Origin of the sequence: Silvibacterium acidisoli (assembly GCA_022870745.1) — a bacterium.
Classification (GTDB): domain Bacteria; phylum Acidobacteriota; class Terriglobia; order Terriglobales; family Acidobacteriaceae; genus Silvibacterium.
On record CP085323.1, the window covers coordinates 3781306 to 3804903 of the forward strand.

The 23598-nt window shown below is 59.8% G+C and carries 17 protein-coding genes; 6 read left to right on the top strand and 11 right to left on the bottom strand.

Annotated features, from left to right (window positions below):
• The first annotated feature begins 121 nt into the window (after positions 1 to 121).
• Complete coding sequence (locus tag LJD29_RS15820) at positions 122 to 1318, top strand: hypothetical protein (protein ID WP_446742519.1); 1197 nt, start codon at positions 122 to 124, stop codon at positions 1316 to 1318.
• Between the two features lie 164 nt (positions 1319 to 1482).
• Here the strand turns inward: LJD29_RS15820 and LJD29_RS15825 are convergent, their stop codons facing one another.
• The 6 genes from LJD29_RS15825 to LJD29_RS15850 all read right to left on the bottom strand — a co-directional run bounded on the left by LJD29_RS15825 (position 1483) and on the right by LJD29_RS15850 (position 7062).
• A complete protein-coding gene (locus tag LJD29_RS15825; RefSeq protein ID WP_446745904.1) occupies positions 1483 to 2169 on the bottom strand; it encodes a M48 family metalloprotease in 687 nt (228 codons plus the stop codon).
• A 50-nt stretch (positions 2170 to 2219) separates the two neighbouring features.
• Entirely contained in the window at positions 2220 to 2741 is a 522-nt protein-coding gene (locus LJD29_RS15830) for a DUF4136 domain-containing protein (protein ID WP_446742520.1), read from the bottom strand.
• A 222-nt stretch (positions 2742 to 2963) separates the two neighbouring features.
• Complete coding sequence (locus LJD29_RS15835; protein WP_446742521.1) at positions 2964 to 3545, bottom strand: hypothetical protein; 582 nt, start codon at positions 3543 to 3545, stop codon at positions 2964 to 2966.
• Between the two features lie 219 nt (positions 3546 to 3764).
• Complete coding sequence (locus LJD29_RS15840; RefSeq protein ID WP_446742522.1) at positions 3765 to 4559, bottom strand: hypothetical protein; 795 nt, start codon at positions 4557 to 4559, stop codon at positions 3765 to 3767.
• Entirely contained in the window at positions 4507 to 6180 is a 1674-nt protein-coding gene (locus tag LJD29_RS15845) for a hypothetical protein (RefSeq protein WP_446742523.1), read from the bottom strand. The genes LJD29_RS15840 and LJD29_RS15845 overlap by 53 nt, the downstream gene beginning before the upstream one ends.
• Positions 6181 to 6375: 195 nt before the next feature.
• A complete protein-coding gene (locus tag LJD29_RS15850; protein WP_446742524.1) occupies positions 6376 to 7062 on the bottom strand; it encodes an HAD-IA family hydrolase in 687 nt (228 codons plus the stop codon).
• 452 nt (positions 7063 to 7514) lie between these two features.
• Here LJD29_RS15850 and LJD29_RS15855 point away from each other — a divergent pair, with 452 nt between their 5' ends.
• Entirely contained in the window at positions 7515 to 10835 is a 3321-nt protein-coding gene (locus LJD29_RS15855) for a TonB-dependent receptor (RefSeq protein WP_446742525.1), read from the top strand.
• Between the two features lie 57 nt (positions 10836 to 10892).
• Here LJD29_RS15855 and LJD29_RS15860 read toward each other — a convergent pair whose 3' ends face one another.
• Positions 10893 to 11870, bottom strand: coding sequence for an amidohydrolase family protein (locus LJD29_RS15860; RefSeq protein ID WP_446742526.1), 978 nt, complete (start codon positions 11868 to 11870; stop codon positions 10893 to 10895).
• 95 nt (positions 11871 to 11965) lie between these two features.
• Between LJD29_RS15860 and LJD29_RS15865 the strand changes: the two genes are divergently transcribed.
• Positions 11966 to 15355 (top strand): glycosyl hydrolase, encoded by a 3390-nt coding sequence (locus tag LJD29_RS15865; RefSeq protein WP_446742527.1) that lies wholly within the window; start codon positions 11966 to 11968, stop codon positions 15353 to 15355.
• Positions 15356 to 15393: 38 nt separating this feature from the next.
• Here LJD29_RS15865 and LJD29_RS15870 read toward each other — a convergent pair whose 3' ends face one another.
• Positions 15394 to 16434 carry an AI-2E family transporter gene (locus LJD29_RS15870; protein WP_446742528.1) on the bottom strand — a complete coding sequence of 347 codons (1041 nt, stop codon included), beginning with the start codon at positions 16432 to 16434 and terminating at the stop codon, positions 15394 to 15396.
• Positions 16435 to 16525: 91 nt separating this feature from the next.
• Here LJD29_RS15870 and LJD29_RS15875 point away from each other — a divergent pair, with 91 nt between their 5' ends.
• From LJD29_RS15875 to LJD29_RS15885, 3 genes are read left to right on the top strand one after another with little or no spacing between them, the layout of a single operon-like run.
• A complete protein-coding gene (locus LJD29_RS15875; protein ID WP_446742529.1) occupies positions 16526 to 18844 on the top strand; it encodes a GH92 family glycosyl hydrolase in 2319 nt (772 codons plus the stop codon).
• 37 nt (positions 18845 to 18881) lie between these two features.
• Complete coding sequence (locus LJD29_RS15880; RefSeq protein ID WP_446742530.1) at positions 18882 to 20411, top strand: cation:proton antiporter; 1530 nt, start codon at positions 18882 to 18884, stop codon at positions 20409 to 20411.
• A gap of 51 nt (positions 20412 to 20462) precedes the next feature.
• Positions 20463 to 20771 (top strand): DUF3175 domain-containing protein, encoded by a 309-nt coding sequence (locus tag LJD29_RS15885; protein WP_446742531.1) that lies wholly within the window; start codon positions 20463 to 20465, stop codon positions 20769 to 20771.
• Positions 20772 to 20858: 87 nt separating this feature from the next.
• On the opposite strand, the gene LJD29_RS15890 is transcribed toward LJD29_RS15885, so the two are convergent.
• The 3 genes from LJD29_RS15890 to LJD29_RS15900 all read right to left on the bottom strand — a co-directional run bounded on the left by LJD29_RS15890 (position 20859) and on the right by LJD29_RS15900 (position 23561).
• Positions 20859 to 21626, bottom strand: coding sequence for a helix-turn-helix domain-containing protein (locus LJD29_RS15890; protein ID WP_446742532.1), 768 nt, complete (start codon positions 21624 to 21626; stop codon positions 20859 to 20861).
• An 18-nt stretch (positions 21627 to 21644) separates the two neighbouring features.
• A complete protein-coding gene (locus LJD29_RS15895; protein WP_446742533.1) occupies positions 21645 to 22034 on the bottom strand; it encodes a nuclear transport factor 2 family protein in 390 nt (129 codons plus the stop codon).
• Positions 22035 to 22124: 90 nt separating this feature from the next.
• Positions 22125 to 23561, bottom strand: a complete 1437-nt coding sequence (locus LJD29_RS15900) for an MFS transporter (protein WP_446742534.1) — start codon at positions 23559 to 23561, stop codon at positions 22125 to 22127.
• Positions 23562 to 23598: the final 37 nt, after the last annotated feature.

Here is a 23598-nt window from a genome sequence, read left to right on the forward strand (position 1 = left end):
TTAGCGATGGAGCGGTCAGAGTCCCACGTCTCATAATCGAGACGTGGGGCACCCGGCATTACGCCTGAGTAATTACAAAGCCGTGACACTTTCTCTTTTAGGTCATGATCTGATCTGAATCATGCTGCGGAAAAACCTGCTGGATGCGGCGTCTCCCTCAAGGCGCGCTCTGGAGATCTTTGTTGTTGTCCTGGTCACTTTGGCGACGCGCCTCTGGTCGCTGTCCGGTCCTTACTACGTGGATGCTTCGCGGCATATTCAAGCGATTGAGAGCGGCCGCCTGGTCATTCATACGCCGGGCTATTTTGCCTTCAATCTCTCCGGATTTCTTCTGTCGCATCTCTTTGGCATCACTGCGGCTCGTGCATTGCAGTGTCTCAACATATCGTTCAGCATTCTCGGCACGCTGACCTTTTATCTTCTTGCCGTGAAGCTGAAGATCAAGAGCGCTTTTGCTCTGTCGCTGGTATATGCGCTGTCGCCTATCGTCTGGTTTGCGGCGGCGATTCACAGCACCTATGCAGCGATGACATTCCTTGTTCCGCTGCTGCTTCTGTGCCTGGAAGGCGAGGTACATTTTCTGTTGGGCTGCCTTGCGTGGGGCGTGCTGACTGCGTTTCGGCCTTCCGATGGTGTCTTTCTTCTTCCCTGGATCATCTTCAAATCGCGATCTGTTCCGGTGAGGAAGCGTTTGTTGGGCGCGGTCATCTGCGTTGTTTCCGTGGCTGCATGGTGGACTCCGACCGCGCTTCGCTACAGGTTGGGTTGGCTGGGCCCTCTTCATACCTCTCTCTCGCAGCTGTTGATCCTTGCGCAGGGATTTCTTGTGGGCGGCAGCCCCGGCCACGCCATGCTGAATGCGGCGCGGTTCGTACTTGCGCTGATCGTTTCGCTGGGGCTGTTGCTGCCTTTAGCAGTGAAAGGGCTCTTCGGATATCGCCGCTCCAGTCTGACAAAGAGCCTTGCTTACTGCGTTACACCCGGATTGCTTTTTTTCTCCCTGGTATTTGTGTCGGACGCTGCTTACCTGGCCTTCCTGGTCGCCCCCTTCATGCTGCTTGCCGCTGCGGAACTTGAACTGCGTTCGACGATTGTGAGGAGATCCGTCGTCTGCATGGCCGGGATAACGTTTTGCCTGTTCATGTTGTTTGCGCGGCAGATCCGGCAACCGTCAACGGCGGACGCGGTGTTGAACGCTTACATACTCAGATACACGGTGCCTTCGGTGAAAGCGCACAGCGGCGCACGTCTTGCGGAAGCGTTGGGCAGGTGCGACGACAGGGATGTGAAGGGAATCTGCGGTGGGATCCAACGGTGAGAAATTCCACGTCTCAGAATCGAGACGTGGGGCACCCTAAATCGTGCATTTCGCATGCCCCACTCAAGCCAAAAGAGGGCTTGAATGGGCCACCCTGGATCGCGCTGCTGGCATTTTGCTTCCCACCCAAGCGGAGCTTGGATGGGGCACCCATTTTTGCGTGACTATAGCGTTTTCAGGTAGGCCAGCGCCTGCGTTAGCTCCGGGAATAGCTTTTCTTCGGCCTGGAATTCGCGTGAGTGTACGCAGCGGCGTCCGTTGCGTGACTTTACCGGATGCTTCAGGTGCAGCATCTCGTGGTACATCAGGTATTCGATGGCGTAGCGCGGGGTGTTGCGGCGGTCGAAGACCTTGCTCACCATGATGGTGTTGTGTGCGGCGTCGTAGTGACCTAACAGGCGGCGGGCGCGGTGCTCGCTCCAGGTGAGCTGCGGACGCCCCATGAGTCCGTGGAAGAAGCGCGTGTTCAGCGCTTCGAAGACTTCGTTCAGGTCGTAGTGCTCACCCTGCGCCGTCGAGATGCGCTTGCGTCCGCGCATCTGGCGGATGCGTTCGCTCTGCCGCACCATGTGTTCGCTCGATGTGTAGCGGCGATAGCGGTTGTTATGCGATGCGTCGATCGGCTTGCGATAGAGCTTGGCGATAAGGATGTGGGCGATCGCGCGAATGACCGGCTCGGGTGCGCCTTCCAGCAGGTCGGAGAGGTTGACCTTGATCTGGCCTTCGCGCAGCCGGATGGTTGTGTTGAGACTGGTGAAGCGATAGAAGCGGACGTGAAAGGGAGGCATTGGAGCTCGCGGGCGCAGCTCGCGGTACTCCTCTTCAAAGATCCGGTTCAGCTCGGGGTTCACTGTCTTCAGGATAACAGTCCGAGGCGGTGGCTCGATCGCTGCCTGCAGGTTCACTTAGGTGGAAACCTGCTGAAGATTTTTGTGATGTCCTTGTCGAGCTGATTCGCGTTCTTGCCGGAATTTGCTTTCTCGTCCCAGTTGATGCCGCGGAAGAGCAGCGCGTGCGAGGAAGAGTCGAAGATGTCGAAGACGAGCGCCCGGCTGGTGGTGACGAAGCCACCGGTGTTGCCCCATCCCCATGCGTTCCAGTTCCAGTTATTGCCCCAGTGGGTATCGATATTCCAGTAGGTGGATTCGAGCTGCTTCTCGCTTGTGACCTGTCCGATGACGAAGATGGTGGTTTTGCCGCCGTTGGGAACGAGTTGCCAGCCCTTGGCCTGCATATTCTGATCGATGGCCGTCTTGATGCGATCGGCCATGGCGGAGTCCTCGACCTTGACCTGTCCCCAGGAATAGGTCTTATAGCGGGTGTAGTCGGCGCCGTGGTCGTAGTCAGTCTGTACGGATGCGAAGGCAGGTGCGGAGAGAGCAAGAGAGGCGAACAGGAGGGCAGCAGGGTAGAACTTTTTCATGCGGAGTGTAAATCTCCTTCCTTCATTAGACGAATGATCTTTGTAACCGGCCATGCCATGGCGGCAGGTTTCGATGGCACATCTTTATTTTATGTTCTTCAGGGGCTGAAGCCGTGCCTGATATGAAACCCGCGGGTTTGGGATTGGTTCCCGCTTTGGGGAGAAGATCCCATCCATGACGATGATGCTGTCATGGATGGGGCACCCATACGCAGGTCGTCTCTAGCTTGGGCCGGTTCCGTTTTTGTTGGCTTCGTCCTTGTGTTCGGCGAAGTATTTCTTTTGATCTTCCTGGAGCTTCTTTGCCGTCTCGATGGTGCTTTGGGCGGCTTCGAGGGCGGTCTTGCGGGAGAAATCGTAGGTCCGGTCGGGGGTAGCCTTTTGCAGGATCTCCGGCCATTTTTCGCTGGCGGGAACGAGATCCTTTAGCGCCTTGCGGATGTCGGCGTGTTCCTGGTCGAAGGTGTCGAGGTTGTCCTGTAACTCGTCGGCGAGCCGGGTGAATTCTTCATACCTGGCGCGCAGCTCGTTGCGGCGGTCTTCTGCTTGCGGGCTGGGGCCGATTTTCTTGATGGCATCGATGCGCTGCTCGAGAAAGTCCTGGTAGAGCTTGATGCGTTCGACGGGCTGGTTGCGTGCTTCGCGGATCTTGTCGATTTCCTGGTCGTTGAGCGGATCTTTGTCTGACTGTGCGGTTGCCTTGCCTCCGAAGGGCCACAGCGCGGCTTGTGCCGGAGCGGTGGCGAGGAGGGAGGCTGCGAGCGGCAGAATCAACATTGCGCTCGGTATCTTTTTGAACTTCATGGGCCTTATCTCCTGGCACTTGGATGCGGGTTGGCCGGGTTTCGTCGTGATGTTTGTTTGGCAAGTTGCGGGGTGAGAGAACCCACTCATGCCGCGATGAGGCCGCGTCATGAATGGGGCACCCGGTATGTTCCCCACTCAATCCGAAAGCGGGCTTGAGTGGGCCACCATGCTTTTATCGATCCCATGTCTCAACGTCGAGAGATGGGGCACCCGATTCTATGCAGCTTTGATGGGTGGCGGCGGGGCAGGCGCGTTCGATGAGGGTGTGGTGTTGCGGGTGAAGGACTGGATGAGTCCTTCAAGGAAGGAAAAGAAGACATCGACGGCGTAGCCGATGAGGAAGGCGATGGCGAGCGGCGGAATGGATGCCCCATCGGAGATGTTGAAGTTCTTGAAGAGGCCGACGACAGCTCCGCCGATGGCCGCGATGAGGAAGCGGGCGGAGTTGGCCCGGGTGGGGCTATAGGTGCGGGTGCGAAGCTGCTGCTCGAAGTTGCGCAGCAGGTAGGCGCAGGTGCCGAGCAGGGCATAGAGCACAGGCAGGATGCAGGTGCCCATGGCTCCATAGAAGAAAGAGACGTCATCAAGCAGGTTCTGCGCGAAATAGCGCACGTCCTGGTAGACACGCGTGCGTTCGTTGGCGGCGATGGCCAGGTTGGGCAGTCCCGATGGCAGCTGGAAGGTGTCGTGCAGCTTCTGCTGGTCCTTCCTGATGCCCGCGAAGGGATCGCGCTCGGCTCCGAAGACGAGTACGTTGAGCTGGCGGGCGCGGGCATCGATGGCGCGCGTGGTCGAGGCGAACAGCTGCAGCTCGGTGATGACGTCGCCGGAGTTGGTTCCGTTGGCGAGGTTTGTGGCAGGTGGCTCTGCTGTTGCCGTTGCGGTGTCCGCGGCGGATGATTGCGCTGATGGGATGGGTGGCAATGGCCCAAGCTGCGCGCGCAGGCGCACGGCCAATTCATTTGCCGTGGTGATGTCCTGCTTGATGGCGTTCGATATGGCTGTCGTCATGAAGCTTGCCACCGAGAAGGGAACGATCAGGATCGCCAGGCAGAGGGCGATGCGCAGATACGTGTTGACGGCAGCGCGGGTGTCTCCCATGGATGAGGCCAATGTTGAGGCAGTCACCGGCTTCAGGCGCACGGTGAGCGCGGTGAGGGCGGAGAGCAGGTTGCCCGCTATCTCCTCGGTCCACTTCGACTCGCTGCATGCGGTGCGAGCCTGCAGGATGTGGTTGCGGATGGGAGGGTCCACCTCCACGCCAATCTCGGCGGCGTACTTCAGCAGGCGTTCGGCGTCGATGAGGGCTTCGGCATAGTAGGACGGGACGTGCGGACAGGCCTCGGCGATCTGCTGCGCTGTCATGGGTGGTACCGGCATCGGGGGTGTCTGCGCTGCTGGCGGCGCCGCCGGTATGGTTGCTGCGGATGGGGAGAGGACCGGAACAGGGACGGGGGCGTTTTCGACGCTGGATGAGGTCAGGCCCGTAAGGATCTCCATGGGTACCGGTAGCCTTTCGCATGGGGTCGGCTGCGGTTGCAGGCGCAATCGTAGCGCTGCCGCGCGGACCATGGCAAAGGAAAAGCTGCGCTATGGGACTGCCGATTTTTGCAGTCCGGGATCGTACTTCCCACCCAGGCGAAGCCTGGATGGGGCACCTGTTTGTTGTAGCGGCCTGAACGATGGCCAGCTGGCCTGGTCTGGCCGGCGGTTCAGGATCGTTTTCATTTTCGTTCCGGCTTTCCGGAGCAGCGACGGCAGCAGCCTGCCTTTGTTCGAGCAGGGCTTGAAAATGCGCGGTCCATAGATGGTCGGCGCTTTGCTGCCGTTCGCGCTCCACGGCGGCCTCATCGCTGGTGGGGTCGAGGAGTCCGGTGTCGAAGGGCTGGTACGGCGGGGGCTCGATGCCTGCTGCCAGGGCGGCTGCGGCTCGGGCGGCGTACTGCGCTTCGTGGCGGCGGATACTGTCTCCGAAGGTGTAGTCGGCGACAGACCAGGGGCGGCTGAGCGGATCGCTTGCCGCTGAAGAGGAAAGCAGGGTCGCGGCGGTGGCGCGACGCAATGGGGTGGCGGTGAGCTCGCGCGGTCCGCTGGCGATAAGAGCCGGTTCGCTGATGGCCTCGCAGAGTCCGCAGGCGCAGTCGGCATGATGCAGCTCGCCGGGCCAGTCGCGATACTTCTCCGCGCAGGCGAGGCACGGGCAGGCGCGGTGATGCACCGGCTCGGATTCACCCGGTTCGAGCATTTCGACGGGTGGCGCGATGCGGTCGCCTTCAGGCGTGAGGATGACGCGGGCCACCGGCTGTGGCGAGGCGCCTTCGCCTGCCGGGGATGAGGCCGGCAGCAGCGGGCGCTGACCGAGGTTCGAGAGCGCGGCGCGCATGTTATAGGTCATGGCGTTGGAGGTGCCGAGGTCGATGCGTCCGGCAGCGAGAGCATCGGCGATGCGGAAGAGGTTGGTCTGGATGGCGACGCGGTCTTCGGGAAAGAGCAGCTCGACCGCGGGCAGGGAGGTCACCTGGCCATTTGCCGTATGCAGACGCTCGTGCGCATGGCAGAAGCGACCGGCACGCAGCGCAGCGGCGCTGCACTGCGTGCCCTCGGGCTTGATGTGGCGGCATAGCTGGATCATTTGTCCCCTCCCCATGTGCTGTTTTCGGCGCGAAAAAGAAGGCGCAGCATGGCTGCGCCTCTGTGTTCGTAGATATCTGGAGTGTTAAGTCCAGTTTAGTTGTTCTTCGGAAATAGTCCGCCAAATGATTTGCGCTTCTATCTCACGTTGTTTGAAGAGATAAATAAGCGGCTGGTCCGGCGTGGCTTGACAGGACTATCTAAGTGCTTCAACCTTCGAGCGATCATTGAGCTCAACCGTGAGCAACGCGCCTTCGGGGCGGATGACTACATCGCGGAAATCGCGGATGAGCGGCTGGTGCTGCAACTGGGGAGCGGAATAGGTCGTGAGCAGACCGACCACCTGCATGCCTGCGCTGAGTCCTGCATCGATGCCGGGGCGTGTGTCTTCGAAGACGATGCACTCCTCTGGTGCTACGCCCAGTTGTTGCGCTGCGTGAAGGAAGCCTTCAGGGTCGGGCTTGCCGTTGCGGATCTCATCGATGGGAACGATGACGCGGGGCAGTGGCAGGCCTGCGGCGGTGACGCGTGTTTCGGCCAGTGTTCTCCACGCGGAGGTGACGATTGCCCAGGGATGATCCTGTTTTTGCAGGGCAAGCAGAACTTCCGCGGCTCCCGGCACGGCCAGTATCCCTTCTGTGTTCGTCTCTTCGAAGTGCGCGAGCTCTTCCACTTCCGCGGCGTGGTCGTGCCCAGGCAGGAAGTATTCGAGGGTTGCTATGGAGGGTCTTCCGTGCGAGAACGACAGCACTTCTTCGAGTGGGATATTGTGCCGCAGCGCCCATTGTCCCCATGCGCGCTCCACGACGGGAGTCGAGTCGACGAGCGTTCCATCCATATCGAAGAGCACGGCTTTGCATCGGAGGCTGAGAAGTTCACTCATGATGCTCATTGTCGCATCTGCCGTTTTTCTGCAGGGCGGGGCCGCGATGGTGCTGTGTTTCAGTGTGCTTTGGACCGGTTTATTTCGATAGAGGAATTGTATCGATTCGATATGCTTTCAGGCCGATGTGATCGCTGTGCGCGGGTTTCTGGCGATTTGGCCTGAGGGTACTTAGTAAAGAAAAGTTCTCAAATGAAATTATTTACACATTGACAACGCTGTCTTTGCCTTGATTAAATCCGCTGCGTTCTGGAACGACCTATCAAAGGCGATGGCGTATCCGCGCCTCGTTTTACATTGAGGAGGCTGCGATGCGCAGTTGGTTAAGCGTTCACTTCGCGAAGACGGGAGAACAATCTTCCCGCGGAAGAGCAGGGACGAGGCTTCGACAGGCGGGAGAGCTTTTATGCGGATCGCTTGTTTGTGTTGCGATGCTCTTTGCTTTTGCAGGCATGGCGTTTGCACAGAGCGGTAACCAGGGATCGGTGGAAGGAACGATACGCGACGTGAGCGGAGCTGTGCTGGCGGGTGCGACGGTCAAGGTGAAGGGCGAAGCCTCTGGCACGGAGCGCACGACGCAGACCAACACCGAAGGCTTCTTCGCCGTGGAGTCGCTTGAGCCGGGAGCTTACACCGTGACGGTGACTGCGAAAGGCTTCTCGACTTCGGTGACGAAAGGCGTGGGGATCGCTCCAGGTCAACAGCGCACGAACAACGTGACGCTCTCCGTTGGAACGTCGACGCAGGAAGTGACTGTGCAGGCGAATGCGGTGGAAGTAGAGACGCAGAGCTCGGCGATTGGCAGCACGATTACTTCGAAGCAGGTGTCGAACCTGATGCTGAATGGCCGCAACTTCCAGGCGCTTGGCCAGCTTGCGCCGGGCGTGACGAGCACGCAGAGCGGCAATCAACTGCCGGGTGGCGGACTGGGCGGCGGCACGAACCTGATCGTCAACGGCAACTCGGTCGAGTACACGGTTTATACGATCGACGGCGTTGAGGACATGAACACCGGCAACCTTTCGAACCTGAACATTCTGCCGATTACCGAAGCGATCCAGGAGTTTTCGGTGCTGAGCGATAACTACTCGGCCAAGTATGGCTTCTCGGGTTCGGGTCAGATCATCGTGCAAACGAAGGCGGGCGGCAGCTCCTATCACGGCTCGGCGTGGGATTACCTGCGCAATGACGCCTTCGATGCGAACAACTACTTCGACATCACCAAGGCTTCGCTTCATCAGAACATTTACGGTTACACATTGAGCGGACCGATTCCGAAGCTGAAGAGGACCTTCTTCTTCGCTTCGAACGAGTGGAGATCGGCAACCATCGGGGCGACGGCTACGGGCGCGGTGTTCACTCCGGCGATGCGGGGCGGCGACCTCTCGGGCAGCCCGACGCTGCCTGCTGGCGGCCTGACGCTCGATGCGCACAGCCAGGCGCTGCTGGCGTCGGAGGGGCTGGCGAATTGCGTCACGAGCCCGACGACGCTGAATCCGGCTTGTTTGAATAATGTTTCGACGACGCTTTATTCGACTTATGTGCCTGCGCCGAATAATCCTGGCGGTGGTTTTAACAACTACATCAACCAAAATCCTGAGAAGCTGACGCAGCTCGATTACGACTATCGCATCGATCACCAGTTCACTCCGAACGAGACGCTGACGGCGCGCGGCATGTACGAGGAAGCCGACCAGAGCTATCCCTTCGACCAGTGGGCGGGATTGCCTTACAGCACGACGACGGATGCCTATTACACGACTGGATCCAACCTGCTGCTGCGTTTGAACTCGGTCATTACGCCGAAGTTCGACAACATTGCCAGCGCTGCTTACTCCGATGACAAGCCGCGCATTAATAACACGTCGGGCAATACTGCGCTTCCGGGTGGCCTGTCGATTACGCAGTACTTTCCTGGTGCGGACCCTCTCAACAGAATTCCCAGCATCAGCATTTCTTCGGGTTATACCGGGCTGGGCGTAAGCACGCAGCCGATTCATGCGTCGGATGGTGAAGGCGTGTTGAGTGACGATGTGAGCTGGGTGAAGGGCAACCACGTGCTGCAGTTTGGCGCGATGTATGTCTTCGGCATCAAGCGGCAGAATGTGTTCACGACGCCGCAGGGCAGCTTCTCGTTCAGCGGCGTGCATACGGGCGATCCGGCGGCGGATTTTCTGCTCGGCTTGGATTCGTCGTACTCACAGAACAGCAACCAGAAGAGCGGGTCGTATCACTACAGGCAGGGCGAGGCGTACGGGCAGGATGACTGGAAGGTGACGCCGCAGCTGACGCTGAACATGGGCCTGCGCTGGTTCTACTTCTCGCAGGATACGGTAAGCGGAAACCAGGTGACGAACTTTGAGCCGGGCACTTTCAATGCGTCGCAGGCACCGGTTGTGACCATTGGCGGCAACCTTGCGACGAATGCGGCGAATGTACCGATCACTTCTGGCGGACAGACGGCGAACCTGCTGAACGGGCTTGTGTTTGCAGGGCAGAACGGTGTGTCGAGCGGCTTCTTTACGCCAAGCAAGCTGGCCTTTGCACCGCGTGTTGGCTTTGCCTATGCGCTGGGCAAGAACAACGACACTTCGATTCGCGGCGGCTATGGCATCGGCTATACGCGTCTTGCGGTGGAGCAGATCTATGGCATGTTCGGGCAGAACCCTCCATATAACAGCAGCGCGAATGTGCTGAACAGCCTGATCAGCGATGGCACGGCGGGAACGGCGGGCGCTCCTACGCCGCAGTCGCTGGACGCTATCGATACCAACAAGGTCGGGCCGGCGCAGACGCAGTCCTACAGCTTGTCAGTGCAGCACCAGGTGATGCCGGCTGGTGTTCTGAGCGTGGCGTATGCGGGCAGCGTGTCGAGGCATCTTGAGACGCAGGTCTATAACCAGAACGAAGTGCTGCCGGTGAGCGCTCCGTCGACGACCGGATGTCTTGCGCATGGGCAGGCGGCGTCTGCTTCGTACGATTTCGATCCCTGCATCAACACGGGCGCGGCCTCGGGCAACTACACGGTCCCGTATCCGGGCTATTCGGGCATCTCGACGCAGAGTTTCCTCGGCAGCTCGAGTTACAACTCGCTGCAGACGCATTTTGTGTATCGCACCGATGCCTTGCAGGTGGATAGTGCATATACCTACAGCAAGGTGCTTACGAACCTGGGAGGTTCACAGGGTGCTGGCGGTGGCGGGTCGATCACGACTGGCGCGCAGGACTGGCGGCATCTCTCACGCGATTACGGGCCGCCGGACTGGGACCGTACGCACGTGGTGACGACGAGCATCGTCTACAACCTGCCATTCTTCAAGAGCGCGAGACCGGTGCTGCGCGAGACGGTCGGCGGCTGGAGCTTTGCAGGGCTGATGATTCTCGAGAGCGGATTTGCCCTATCGCCGGGTCTCTCTACTTCATCGAACGGCTCGGCGACTCGTCCTGACGCGCTGGGCAGCGAACGTAAGGTTGGCAAGCTGCAGGAGTGGTTCGATACGAGCCGCTACGCACAGGCCCCTTATGGCTTCTACGGCAATGCTTCGAATGGCAGCATTCGCGGCCCGGCGGAGTTCACCGGCAACACGGCGCTGTACAAGACTTTTTCCATCAAGGAAAAGGCAGACATCCAGTTCCGTGCTGAAGCCTTCAATGTGGCGAATCATCCGAACTGGGCTGCGGTGTCGACTGGTTATGGTGCCGGCAACTTCGGCGCCGTTACCAGCGCGCTCGATCCTCGCATTCTGGAGTTCGCTTTGCGCGTAACCTTCTGATCGTGTTCGCTGCGGCCTGAAGCAGGCCGCAGCGAACAATTTACGCGTGTGCCTGGCCTACGTGTGTGCCTGGCCAGGACGGCGGGGCTTCCACTGGTAGGCGCGGATGGAGTTGCTCCAGAAGAACTTTTGGTGCGCAATCGCCGGCTTGGTTTCGATGTAGGAACGGACGAGCTTCAGCGTGCCGGCATAGCTGGCGAGGTGATCGCTGTTGGGCCAGTCGCTGCCGAAGAAGATGCGGTCTTCGCCAAAGGTGCTCCAGATCTGGTCGAGGTGGTCTTTGTAGTAAGCGAGATCGAGGCGGGTTTTGCCTTCGATCTGCACCGGGATCTCGGAGAGCTTGACGAAGACTTTCGGATTTGTCGCGAGCTGTTGCAGGTGGTTGAGATAGTCTGTGCGCGGTGTTATGTCCGCTGGTAGCTGCAGTGACGGCAGGTGATCGAGGACGATGCGCAGCTCGGGGATGGCTTCGCCGATGCGCAGAAGCGCGGCGATGAGCTCGGGGGTTGGGTTGGCGGATTCGAAGACGAGTCCGGTGGAGGCGAGGTGCTTCAGGCCGTCCATGAATGCGGGTTTGAGGCTGTCGGTGGCGAGGTTGCGATCCCAGAGGTTGCCGTAGCGGAAGCCGAGGAACAGTGGGTTGGTGCGAAGCCTGTCGAGTTGCCGGTTGTATTCGGGTGAGCCGGGAATCAGGTTACCGATGAAGCCTACGATGATGGGATTGGCCGCTGCTGTTTCGAGCACCCAGTCGTTGTCTTCGAAGCGCGGGCTGGCCTCGACGGCGATGGCTCCGCGTACGCCGAATGGGGTCGCGATTTTTGCGTAGCGATCGGGTAACGCGGGCGCGTAGATGGAGTCGGCGGGCAGAGGCCAGGGAATGCCGTCGGGGCGGCGCGGGTCGTAGAGATGAATGTGAGCGTCGAGAATTCGCGGGTTCGTTTCGAGCGCGCCGGCAAGCGGGCCGGCCGCCAGCGTTGCACCGGCTGCGGCGGTGAGACGTAAGAGATCGCGACGGTTCAGGTTCTCTAATGGCATTATTGCTGTAATGATACTCAATGTGTTATCAGGGTGTGCCCCTTAATGCGTAATTTTCCGGATGCGTATTAACGAGGCTGAAAGAGGAGCGTTCCATGGTCGTCCGTCGTCGTGCATTGACTACTGCTCTGGTTCTCGCCGGCAGCATGAGCATTTTTCCGCCAGCTTTTCCGCAGCAGAGCGACTCGCTCATGCAGGGGTTTGAAAATCCGCCGTCGGGTGCTCATCCGCGTGTGTGGTGGCACTGGATGAACGGGAACATCAGCAAGGAAGGAATCGATCTCGACCTGCACTGGATGCACAGCATCGGTGTCGACGGCTTCCAGATGTTCGACGCCGCCATCGAGACGCCGCAGGTAGTTCCCAAGCGGCTGGTGTACATGACTCCGGAGTGGCAGGATGCTTTCCGCTTTGCGACGGCCACGGCGGACAAGCTGGGCATGGAAGAGGCAATTGCCGGCTCGCCGGGATGGAGCGAGACTGGTGGCCCGTGGGTTCCGGCATCGGAGGGAATGAAGAAGTACGTCTGGAGCGCAACGGTGGTGGACGGCGGCAAGCCGTTCAACGGAACGCTGGCCGCGCCGCCGAAGAACACCGGAGCGTTCCAGGATCTTGGCATCCATGACGTGATCGACGCCCCTGCCGGTTCGAAGCCGATTCCGCAGTTTTACGCGGACTCAGTGACGGTGGCCTACAAACTGCCTGAAGATGCGGTTTCCATGCAAAAGCCCACGGTGACTTTCAGCACTGGCCAGTTCGATGCGGAGCTTCTCTCTGACGGTGACCTGAACAAGACGGTGAGCCTGCCCATGGACGATAAAGGCGAGGCGTGGGTGCAGTATGCGTTCGCTTCTCCGCAGACGGTGCGCGGGGTGACGCTGGCGATGGAGGCTGCCTCCGGCATTGCGGCGCAGCTGCTGGGCACATCGCGTCCTGATACTTATCTCGAAGCAAGCGACGACGGCTCCAGCTTCCGGAAGGTTGTGGATGTACCGAACCAGAATTCTCCCGAACATACTGTGTCTTTCCCGGAGGTGAAGGCGAAGTACTTCCGCGTGGTCTTCAAGAAGAGGGCGCCGGGCGAGATTCCGGACTGGGCGAAGGGCATGGACCCGAAGCAGCTGCAGGAGGAGATGAAGAAGGCGAAGAACACCTTCGAAATCGAGGAGCTGCAGATCTTCAGCGTTGGCCGCGTGAACCGCTTTGAGGAGAAGGCTGCATTTGTTCCAGAGCACAATCTTTATTCGGTGGCAACGCCGGATCAGCCGTCGAGCGCGGTGGTTGCGAAGGACAACGTGGTGGACCTGACCAGCAAGGTGAAGGCCGATGGCACGCTGGACTGGACGCCGCCGCCGGGCAAATGGGTGGTGTTGCGCTTTGGGTATTCGCTGCTGGGCATTACGAATCATCCGGCGACGGCTGAGGCGACCGGGCTGGAAGTGGACAAGCTGAACCACAAGTTCGTGGCCAACTACATGAATCAGTACCTTGACAGTTACAAAAACACTGTCGGGGCCGATGAGATGGGCAAGCGCGGCATCCAGTACGTGATCACCGACAGCTGGGAGGCCGGCGCGCAGAACTGGACCGACGATATGATCGCGCAGTTCAAGCAGCGGCGCGGATACGATCCGGTGCCGTGGATGCCTGTGCTGACCGGGCAGGTGGTGGGCAGCGCCGCGGACAGCGATCGTTTCCTGTGGGACTTCCGCAAGACGATTGCCGATCTCACGGCGGACGAACATTATGGGCAGGTCGAGGCTTCCATCAAGGCGCGCGGCATGGGGCACTATGGCGAGTCGCACGAGGGCGGACGCGCGTTCATCGCCGATGGCATGGAGGTGAAGAAGCTGAACGACATTCCGATGTCGGCAATGTGGACGCAGAGGCCGGGCGTGAATCACATCACTTACGGCTTCAATGCCGACGATCGCGAATCGGCATCGGTCGCGCATATCTATGGACAGAACATTGCGGCTGCGGAATCGATGACGGCGGCCGAAGCTCCGTGGGGATGGTCTCCAGCGACACTGAAGCCGACGGCGGACCAGGAATTCCTGAACGGCATCAACCGCTTCGTCATTCACGAATCGGCGCATCAGCCGCTCGTGGATAAGGCCCCCGGCCTAACGCTTGGGCCTTTCGGGCAGTGGTTCAACCGCAACGAGACGTGGGCTAACGAAGCGGGTCCGTGGATTACTTACCTGGCGCGCAACAGCTACATGCTGCAGCAGGGGCACTACGCCGCGGACATTGTGTACTTCTATGGCGAAGACTCGAACCTTACGGCGATCTTCGCGCATTCCGCGCCCGCGATTCCGCCCGGCCACGGCTTCGATTACATCAACGCCGATGGGTTGATTCATGAGCTGCACGTTGGGAAGGATGGCGCGTTGATGACGGCCAGCGGCATGCAGTATCGCCTGCTGGGCCTCGATCCGTACTCGCAGCATATGTCTTTGCCGGTTCTGCGGGCGATCTACAAACTGGTGCAGGATGGTGCGACGCTTGCCGGTCCCAAGCCTATGGATGACCCAAGCCTTGCCGATGACCACGCGGAGTTTAAGAAGCTGAACGATGAGCTGTTTGGCGACGGTTCGGGCGTGCATAAAGTGGGCAAGGGCACGGTCTATGCGGGGCAGCCGCTGGCAGAAGTGTTCAGCGCGATCAATCTGAAGCCCGACTTCGACTACGCGAATGCAGGCGAAGAGCCGACGGTGCTCTTCAGTCATCGCAGGATCAAGGATGGGGAAATCTATTTCGTAGACAATCGCAGCGATGATGCCGCTTCGATTGAAGCGAGCTTCCGCGTTACCGGCAAGGCACCCGAGATCTGGCATGCGGAGACGGGCACTATAAAGCCTGCTTCCTACACGATTGCAGATGGCCGCACGACCGTGCCGATGCACCTTGAAGCATGGGGGACGGCCTTTGTGGTCTTCCGCGATGCTGCAAAGGGGTCGTCGCGGCAGTTGCCGGAGATGAAGCCTACGGAGCTGCTGGCTGTTGAAGGGCCGTGGCAGGTCAGCTTCCAGCCGGGGCGCGGTGCTCCGGCGTCGATCACGATGCAGACGCTTGCGTCGTGGAGCGAGAGCAGCGATCCGGGTGTGAAGTACTTCTCGGGGGCGGGTACTTACACGAAGACCATCGATGCTCCGAAGGACTGGTTCCAGAAGGGCGCGAGTCTCTATCTCGATCTCGGCGACGTAAAGAACCTTGCTCATGTCACGGTCAATGGACAGGACCTGGGTGTGACCTGGCATGTGCCGTATCGCGTGGATGTGTCGAAGGCGTTGAAGCCGGGGAAGAACGAGATCGCGATCAAGGTGATCGATCCCTGGGTGAACAGGCTCATCGGCGATCAGCAGCCGGGAGCAACGAAGTACACCTTTGCGGACGTGACTCCGTACCATGCAGACTCGCCGCTGGTTCCGGGTGGTTTGCTGGGGCCGGTGCGCATCACGAGCGTGGCGCCGGAGAAGTAGGTTGGATGGCGGGTGAGGCGCCTCACCCGTTTATTCTTTTATACGGCCTGTCGTTCCTGCCACACGGCGAGAAGGCTGGTGGCGAGGGAGAACATCAGAGGGCCGAGGATAATCCCGGATGCTCCGAAGAGAGCGACGCCGCCGAGAAGAGACAGAAAGATGATGGCGGTGTGGCTTCTCAGCCTCGATCCGACGAGGATGGGATAGAGGAAGTTGTCGATCAGGCTGACGAAACCTCCGCCCCAGGCTGCGAGGATAGCGGCCCTGCCCCACTCGCCGCTGAGGCCGAGATAGAGTGCGATGGGTCCCCAGCCGAGCGCTGCTCCGAAGCCGGGAATGAGCGCAAAGAGAGCGGTGAGGAAGCCCCAGAAGACCGCGCCGGGAACTCCTAGAACCCAGTAGGCGAGGCCGCCAAGTATGCCCTGAGTTGCGGCCACCGCGAGTCTTCCGAAGCCTGTGGCGTAGATGGTGTCGTGTAGTCTGCCGATGACTTCTTCCGCTTCTTCTTTGCGCATTGGCAGCAGCGATCGTAAGAGGTGCTTGGCGGTTTGCTCGTCGCGCCAGAGAAAGAAGAGCAGGAAGAGCAGCACGACGATCTGGATGATGACGGAGATGGAGTCTCCGAGCAGCCTGACGAAGTGCCGGCCTGCCCATCCGGCGACGGCCTGCATGATGCTGTTCAGATCGACCTGGCTTACGACCTGCTGCACCCGCGAGGCGAGGGCGGGGTGATGGTCGAAGAGGCGCTGGAGCCATGCGTTTGCGGCTCCGCTACGTATGGTTGTGACGACCGCGGCGCCCTGCACGACCAGCTGCCTGCCGATCTCGATAACCGGGATGATGCCCCCGATGAGCAGAATGGCCATCGCAACCGCGGCGCACAACGATGGATTGCGGATGCGCCCAGCGAGCCAGTTGTAAGGCTTCCGCGTGCAGACGGCAATGGTGATTGCGAAGACTATGCCGCTTAGAAAGGGACGAACGATAAGCGCGCAGACGACGACGGCGGCGAGAGTGAGGAGAAACAACGCGGCCAGCTCCGCAGCAGAGCTGCTTCGATTCGAATTGTTTGGCGCCATGATCCTCCGCAATCTTACGCAAATCGATTCTATTGTGTTGGGATGCGCGGAGTGATCCATGCTTTGCGACGACTTGCGGTAACTTGGAAGAATGAGAAAAGTTCTTTGTGCGGCTGGATTGCTGGTGGCCTCGATGGCTCTTGCGCAGTCTCCTGATCCCTTGAAGCTTGTTGATCCCATGATTGGTACTGGCCCGGAGGGCCATACGTTTCCCGGTGCCACGGCTCCGTTTGGCATGGTGCAGCTTTCGCCGGATACGCAGATTCGTCCGTTCAACAAGAGCTACAAGTGGGCTGCGGGCTATCGCTACGAAGACACGACGATTCTTGGCTTCTCGCACACGCACTTTTCCGGTGCGGGGCACAGCGATCTTGGCGATGTGCTGGTGACTCCGTTGAGTGGTGCAGATGTTCCGCTGGAGCCGGGCGATCCTGATAAGCCACATTCTGGCTATCGTTCGCGCTTTTCTCATTCGAGCGAGCACGCCGAGCCGGGATATTACAGCGTGGTGCTCGAGGATTCGGGTGTGCATGCCGAACTTACGGCGAGCGAGCGCGTGGGTGTGCATCGCTATACATTTCCGGCAGGCGCGCCGCGGCATATTCTGGTCGACCTGCGCAGCAGCATCTATAACTATCCGGGCAAGGTGCTGTGGTCTCGGATTCGCGTGCGCGAGGACGGCACAGTGACGGGCATGCGTGAGACGCGCGGATGGGCTCCGGGGCGGCAGCTTTATTTTGCGATGCGCTTCAGCGATGCGATGACCGGTCATGCGCTTTATGACAAAGAGGACGCGCCGATTCTCTATCACGGCTTCAAGACGCCGGGAGATACTCCCGAAGAGAAGCAGAGCATTGAGGGACGCGGGCTTGAGGCGGCGTTCAACTTTGCTCCGTCGTCTTCTCCGCTGATCGTGAAGGTGGCGATCTCGCCGGTGAGCGAACAGAACGCCATCGACAACATGAATGCCGAGGTGCCGGGTTTCGACTTTGACCGCGTGCGCACGCAGACGCAGAAGATGTGGCGCGACGAGCTTGGCCGCGTGGAGTTCTACGGTGCAGAGCCGGTACAAAAGTCGCTCTACACGGCGCTTTACCACGCGATGATGGCGCCGAGTGTGAGCATGGATGTGAACGGCGAATATCGCGGGCCGGATAACCAGGTGCATCATGCGGACGGTTTCAAGTTCGTCTCGTCGTTGTCGCTGTGGGACATCTATCGTGCCGAGCAGCCGCTGATGACGCTGATTGAGCCTCCGCAACAGACGAATGACCTGGTGCGTTCGCTGATCGCTTCGCGGCAGGAGAGCCCGTTCGGCATTCTGCCAGTGTGGCAGTTTCAGGGGATCGAAGCGTGGTGCATGATTGGCTACCATTCTGTGCCGATCATTGCGGATGCGTATATGAAGGGCATTCGCGGCTATGACACCAAGGCCGCGCTCGATGCGATGGTGGCCAGCGCGACCTACGCTCCGTACGGCAATCTTGGAGCTTACATGAAGCTTGGCTACGTGCCCGTCGATCATGATGACGAGGCCGCTTCGAAGACGATGGAATACGCCTACGACGACTGGACAATCGCGCGCATGGCCGGTGCGATGGGGGATAAGTCTGTAGCGAATACCTTTGAGAAGCGCGCTGCGAACTGGCGCAACAACTTCAACACAGCGGATGGATTCGTAGAGCCGCGCCTAGAGAACGGCGAGTATCGCAAGCCGTTCGATCCGGCGAAGGCCGGTGCCGGCAGCGGATTCACAGAAGGCAATGCGTGGCAGTACTCGTGGTATCAGCCGCAGGACGAGCAGGGACTGATCGATGTGCTGGGCGGTAAGCAGAAGCTGGTCGCGAAGCTCGATGCGATGTTCGACCAGAAGGTCGATCCAAAGCAGTATGCCGATGTCGAGGACATCTCGGGCCTGATTGGACAGTACATTCACGGCAACGAGCCGAGTCATCACCTGGCGTATCTCTACATGTACGCGGGCGATGCGCTGCAGACGCAGGCGAGGCTGAAGCAGATCGTCGACTCGCAGTACAAGCCTGCTCCGGATGGGCTTGTGGGCAACGACGATCTTGGGCAGATGTCGGCATGGCTGGTGTTTACCTCGCTCGGGTTTTATCCGGTCGCGCCGGGATCGAATGAGTATGTGCTGGGGCGCCCGTTTGTCGATCGCGGCGTTGTTCATCTGCCGAACGGCAAGACGCTGACTGTAGAGAGCGAAGGTATGAGCGATGCGCATGGCTTTGTGAAGGACGTACTGCTGAATGGGAAATCGCTCGACCGCAGCTACGTGACCCACGAAGAGCTGATGCGGGGCGGAGAACTGAAGTTCGTCTTCAGCGATGCGAAGGATGCGGCCTGGTCGCATCGCGCATTGAAGATGCCTTACTCGGAGACGGCAGCAAGGTAGCTCATTTACATACTGATCCGCAAGAGAAGAGGTGTTCATGACATTCTTCGAAAGCCTGCTTGCGCTGCTGATGGTTGCGATTGTGCTGCTCCAGGTGGCGCGGCGATTGTCTCTGCCTTATCCGACGATGCTTGCCGGGGCGGGCGTAATCGTTGCGCTGATTCCTGGTGCGCCGCTGTTTTCAATCGATCCGGAAACCTGCCTTGCGCTGTTCATCGCTCCGGCGGTTGTGGACGCGGCTTTTGATTTTCCGCTCGGCGCAACGCGGCGGTTTCTTGCTCCGCTGGTTACGTATGCGGTGGTTGCGGTGGCGCTGACGGCTGTGATCGTTGCGCTTATCGCGCATATGGTGCTGCATCTGCCGTGGGCCGCGGGGCTAGCTCTCGGCGCAATTGTGGCTCCGCCGGACGCGGCTGCGGCGACGGCCATCCTGCGAAGATTCGCAATACCGCGTGCAACAGACGCTGTGCTGAAAGGCGAAAGCCTTTTTAACGATGCAACTGCTCTGCTTCTCTACAGCGGGGCCTTGACGGTGCTGCACGACGGCGGCCTGTCAATTCCTGTTGGGGTGAGGCTCGCCGTTGCCGCACCGGGCGGGTTGCTGCTGGGGATCATTTGCGGCTACCTCTTCGCTTATGTGAATCGCATCGTGAAGGACACGCTTGGCGGCGTGCTGTTGCAGTTCGTGAACGCTTACATCCTTTGGGTGGTTGCCGACCATCTGCATCTTTCCGCGGTGCTGTGCGTGATCGGGCTGGCGATGACGCTGGCCAACAGGCTTCGACCTGAGGATCTTGACGCGCGCATGCGGGTGCAGTCCTTCGCGGTTTGGACGGCGGTTGTATTCACGCTCAACGTGCTGGCGTTTCTGCTGATGGGCATGCAGGCGCGGATGATCGTGTCGAGAATGCAGGGCGAGCACCTGCGCGAAGCGCTGCTCTTCGCTGCCGTGATTGTTGCGACGGTCATTGTGACGCGGATGGTTGTTGTTCTCAGCTTCACGTTCGCAGAGGCGCGGGTGAGAAGGATTGAGCACTCGCTCAACCAGGCGGTGTTTGTCGGCTGGTGCGGGATGCGTGGATTTGTCACCATCGCCACTGCATTTGCACTCCCGGAAGAGTTTCCGCATCGGGATACGGTGGTTCTGACTGCGTTTTCTGTCGTGCTGGCGACATTGGTCCTGCAGGGGCTTACACTGACTCCGCTGGTGAGGCTGCTGCATTTGGATCGCTCGGAAGAGGCAGTACAGGATCTTGCTACGGCGCGTGTTGACCTGGCGCAGACTGCGCTCGACAGTATCGCGGAGCAGGATGGCCCTGAAGCCGATAACCTGCGTTACCGGCTGACAATGAAGCTGAGGCGATGCCTGGATCGCGAGCAGTGCGGGCCTGTCGACAGGCTTCGAGAGGTAGGCCTGATCGCCGTAAGGGCAGAGCGGGAGCGGCTGGACGGCCTGCGCGATGAAGACAGCATCGGTCCGGATGCGTACCTCGGTTTGCAGGAGCAGTTGGACTGGAACGAGTTAACGCTGCTGCGCGACGGCGACCGCAAGATTGAAGAGATCTAAGGTCACCCGGCGTGAGTGACCGGCATCCGAAAAAGGGTGGAGGTTATTCCCATGCCCGCAATGAAAGCTTCCAGACATGCTGGTCACAGCAATTCTCATGGCAGGCGGAAGTGGTCGGCCAGTGTCGATACCGAGTCGACGTATCCGCGGGAAGGGCTATTTAATCAAAACGCTTCGACGATTGCACGCGAGCTGGCCTCAAAGAAGGTTTCGCCAAAGGGCCCTTCGTCGGGCATGCGGATGCTGACGTTTTATATCAACCGCGCAGGAAAGAATCTTCCGGAGAGTCGACTCAAAATATTGGAATCGGCCAAGCGCATGCTGCACGCGCGCATCGAGAAATCGAAGAGAGTCGCATAGAGCGGCGCAAGCGATCGAATCAATTGCAACCGAGGGATGGAGAGATGCCGCACGCCGATGGTGTGCGGCATCTGTCTGCGCGCAACCTCAATCGGCCGGATACATGCACTCGATACGGAACTCCTGTGCGGTAATGTCCTGAGGCATGCCTACTGTAGTGATCATCGAGAAATATGAGATGCGCTCATTTCCCCTGGCGAAGGTGATGGGCAGCACGGGCGGCTGGTCGTGATAACGAGGAGGAAGCTGTTCGATGCCGGGATATTTCTTCAGGGCTTCGAGGAGCGACTTCATGTTGCTGTCCTGCACGTGGCCCAGCGATTCGCGCTGAACGCGCTCGAGCATGCCGCCTGCCACCTCGTTCCAGTTTGCGATGAAGGGCCGCAACCCTTCCGGATTGAAGATGAGGTGCAGCAGATTGCGCGGTTTTGGCCACGCGGACAGATCGATAAAACCGCCGAAGAATCGCGGTGCCGCTTCATTCGCGCGGATGACATTCCAGTAGCGGTCGAGCACGAGGGCGGGGTGCGGTTCATGCTGCTTCAACATTAGATCGATGACGCGTGAGATCATGCGCATCTCCGGCGCGTCCCAGTTGCTTTCCAGGTGCATTGGGGCGTAGCCGGAGGCGAGCAGCAGTGCGTTGCGCTCACGCAGGGGCACGTCGAGCGACTTTGCAAGGTGTAACAGCAGTTCGCGGCTGGGAACGCTGCGTCCGCTCTCGATGAAGCTGATGTGGCGTTGTGAGACGCCGGCGTCGAGCGAGAGGTCCAGCTGGCTCTTCCCGCGCTGCTGTCGCCAGTAGCGCAGGAAGTGGCCGAGTTGGCTGCCGGGCTGCGTGGTTGAGAGGTTCATGACGGGCCTCGCTTCTTTTCAGAACTGGACGGGACCAACAGAGCCGTACCAGGCGCGCACTTTCGAAGGATCGCGCTCATCCATGTAGAAGAAGTGTGTCATAACTGGCTTGACGACGGGCTTGCTGCGGTCGTTCGGGGTCATGGTGACGATGCCGCGGAAGACCTTGAGATTGCCGCCATCCCAGTATTCGGTGACGTCGTGCAGGGCTGTGAATCCAGTATCGATGAAGGCGCGCAGGTTTTCGCGGATCGTTTCGCGGCCGTCCCATTCGGCAACGCCCAGCCGGCAGATGGCGTCCTCGGCAAAGCAGTCGAAGCCTGCTCCGAAGGTTTTTTCGTCGATCTCTTTCCAGAAATCGAGGAGCCACTGTGGTGCTGCTGTCTTTGTGAAGGTTTGAGTGCTCATTGCATTCTCCTGGTGATGAGGATGACTACGAGACTTAGTTTTAACCTTTCACGGAATCGCAGCAATTACGTGTGAGGTAATAACGGCGTTTTATTTCGCGTGGATTTCACCAGCGAGCAGCGACGCGACTCTCTGCGTGGTGGCGCGTGCGCGTGCGGTGTTGGAGGCTGCTCCGAGCAGGAGGACAATCGCTCCGCATGCGGCCATGAGCCACCAGATGGGATGGGTCGCGCGCGTGAAGTCGATACCACCGGAATGGCTTGTACTGACCACGGTACCCGCGATGGCCACGCCGAGTGCGGCGCCGACCTGGCGTCCCGTGGAGGCGATGGCTGCTGCGACTCCGGCCTGGGCGAGCGGCATGCCTGCGACGGCGCTGTTGGTGATGGCGGGGTTGATCATACCAAGGCCGACGCCGAAGAGCGTGTAGGCGGTCATGAGCAGCATGGATGTGTTGACGGAGAGCTGCGTGAGCATGAGCGTGCTCAGGACAAAGCCTGCTCCGGCGGCAAGAAGCGAGGGCAACGTACCGTGCTTGCCGACGAGCCTTCCCGAGAGCGGCGCGCAGATGGTCATGGCCACAGCGAGGGGCAGCGTGCACAGCCCGGTATGGAATGCTGAAAGTCCGCGAGCCTGCTGGAGATAAAGCGCGTTGAGGAAGAGAAAACCAGCGAAAGATGCGAAGGCCAGAAGCGCGAGTACCGTTGCGCTGCTGAACGGAATGCTGCGAAAGAAGCGCAGGTCTACAAGCGGTTCGCGGCGGCGTGGTTCAAAGATAAGAAAGAGTACAAATGCAACGATCGCGGTAGCGAATAGCCCGATGATGTCGGGAGCTGTCCAGCCGGAATGCGGGCCCTCGATGACTCCATAGGTGAGCGAGGCCAGGGTAATGAAGACGAGCGACTGACCTGCGGGATCGAAGGCACGCGCCTTCGGGGCTTTGGAATCGGGAACGAAGCGGGCGGTGAGAATGACTGCAAGAATGCCGATGGGGATGTTGATCCAGAAGATGGAACGCCAGCCAACGGCCTGCGTGAGCGCTCCGCCGACGAGCGGGCCAATGGCGAGGGAGAGCCCTGCGACTGCTCCCCAGAGGCCGACCGCGCGCGCACGATCCCTGGGCTGGGGGAAGACATTGGCGATGATGGAGAGCGCGACAGGGTTGAGCATCGAAGCTCCAAGCCCCTGCATGCCGCGATAGAGGATGAGTGCGCCGATGCTGTGCGCGAGGCTGCAGAGCAGCGATCCGGCGCTGAAGAGGATGAGGCCGACCTGGAAGACACGACGGCGTCCGAAGCGATCGCTCATGGAGCCGGAGAGCATCAGCAGGCTGGCCACAACCAGCGTGTAGGCGTCGACGACCCACTGCAGGCCGGAGAGCGTTGCGTGCAGGTTGTGCTGGATAGCCGGCAGTGCGACGTTGACGATGGTCACGTCCATGCCGACCAGCAACAGGCTCATGCAGCAGATGGCGAGCACGAGATTTGGCCTGACGGCCGGCGTAGACGGGCTGAATGTGTTCGTCAAGTTTGTTCTTTCTGGTGAAGCGTGGACTTGCAGTGAT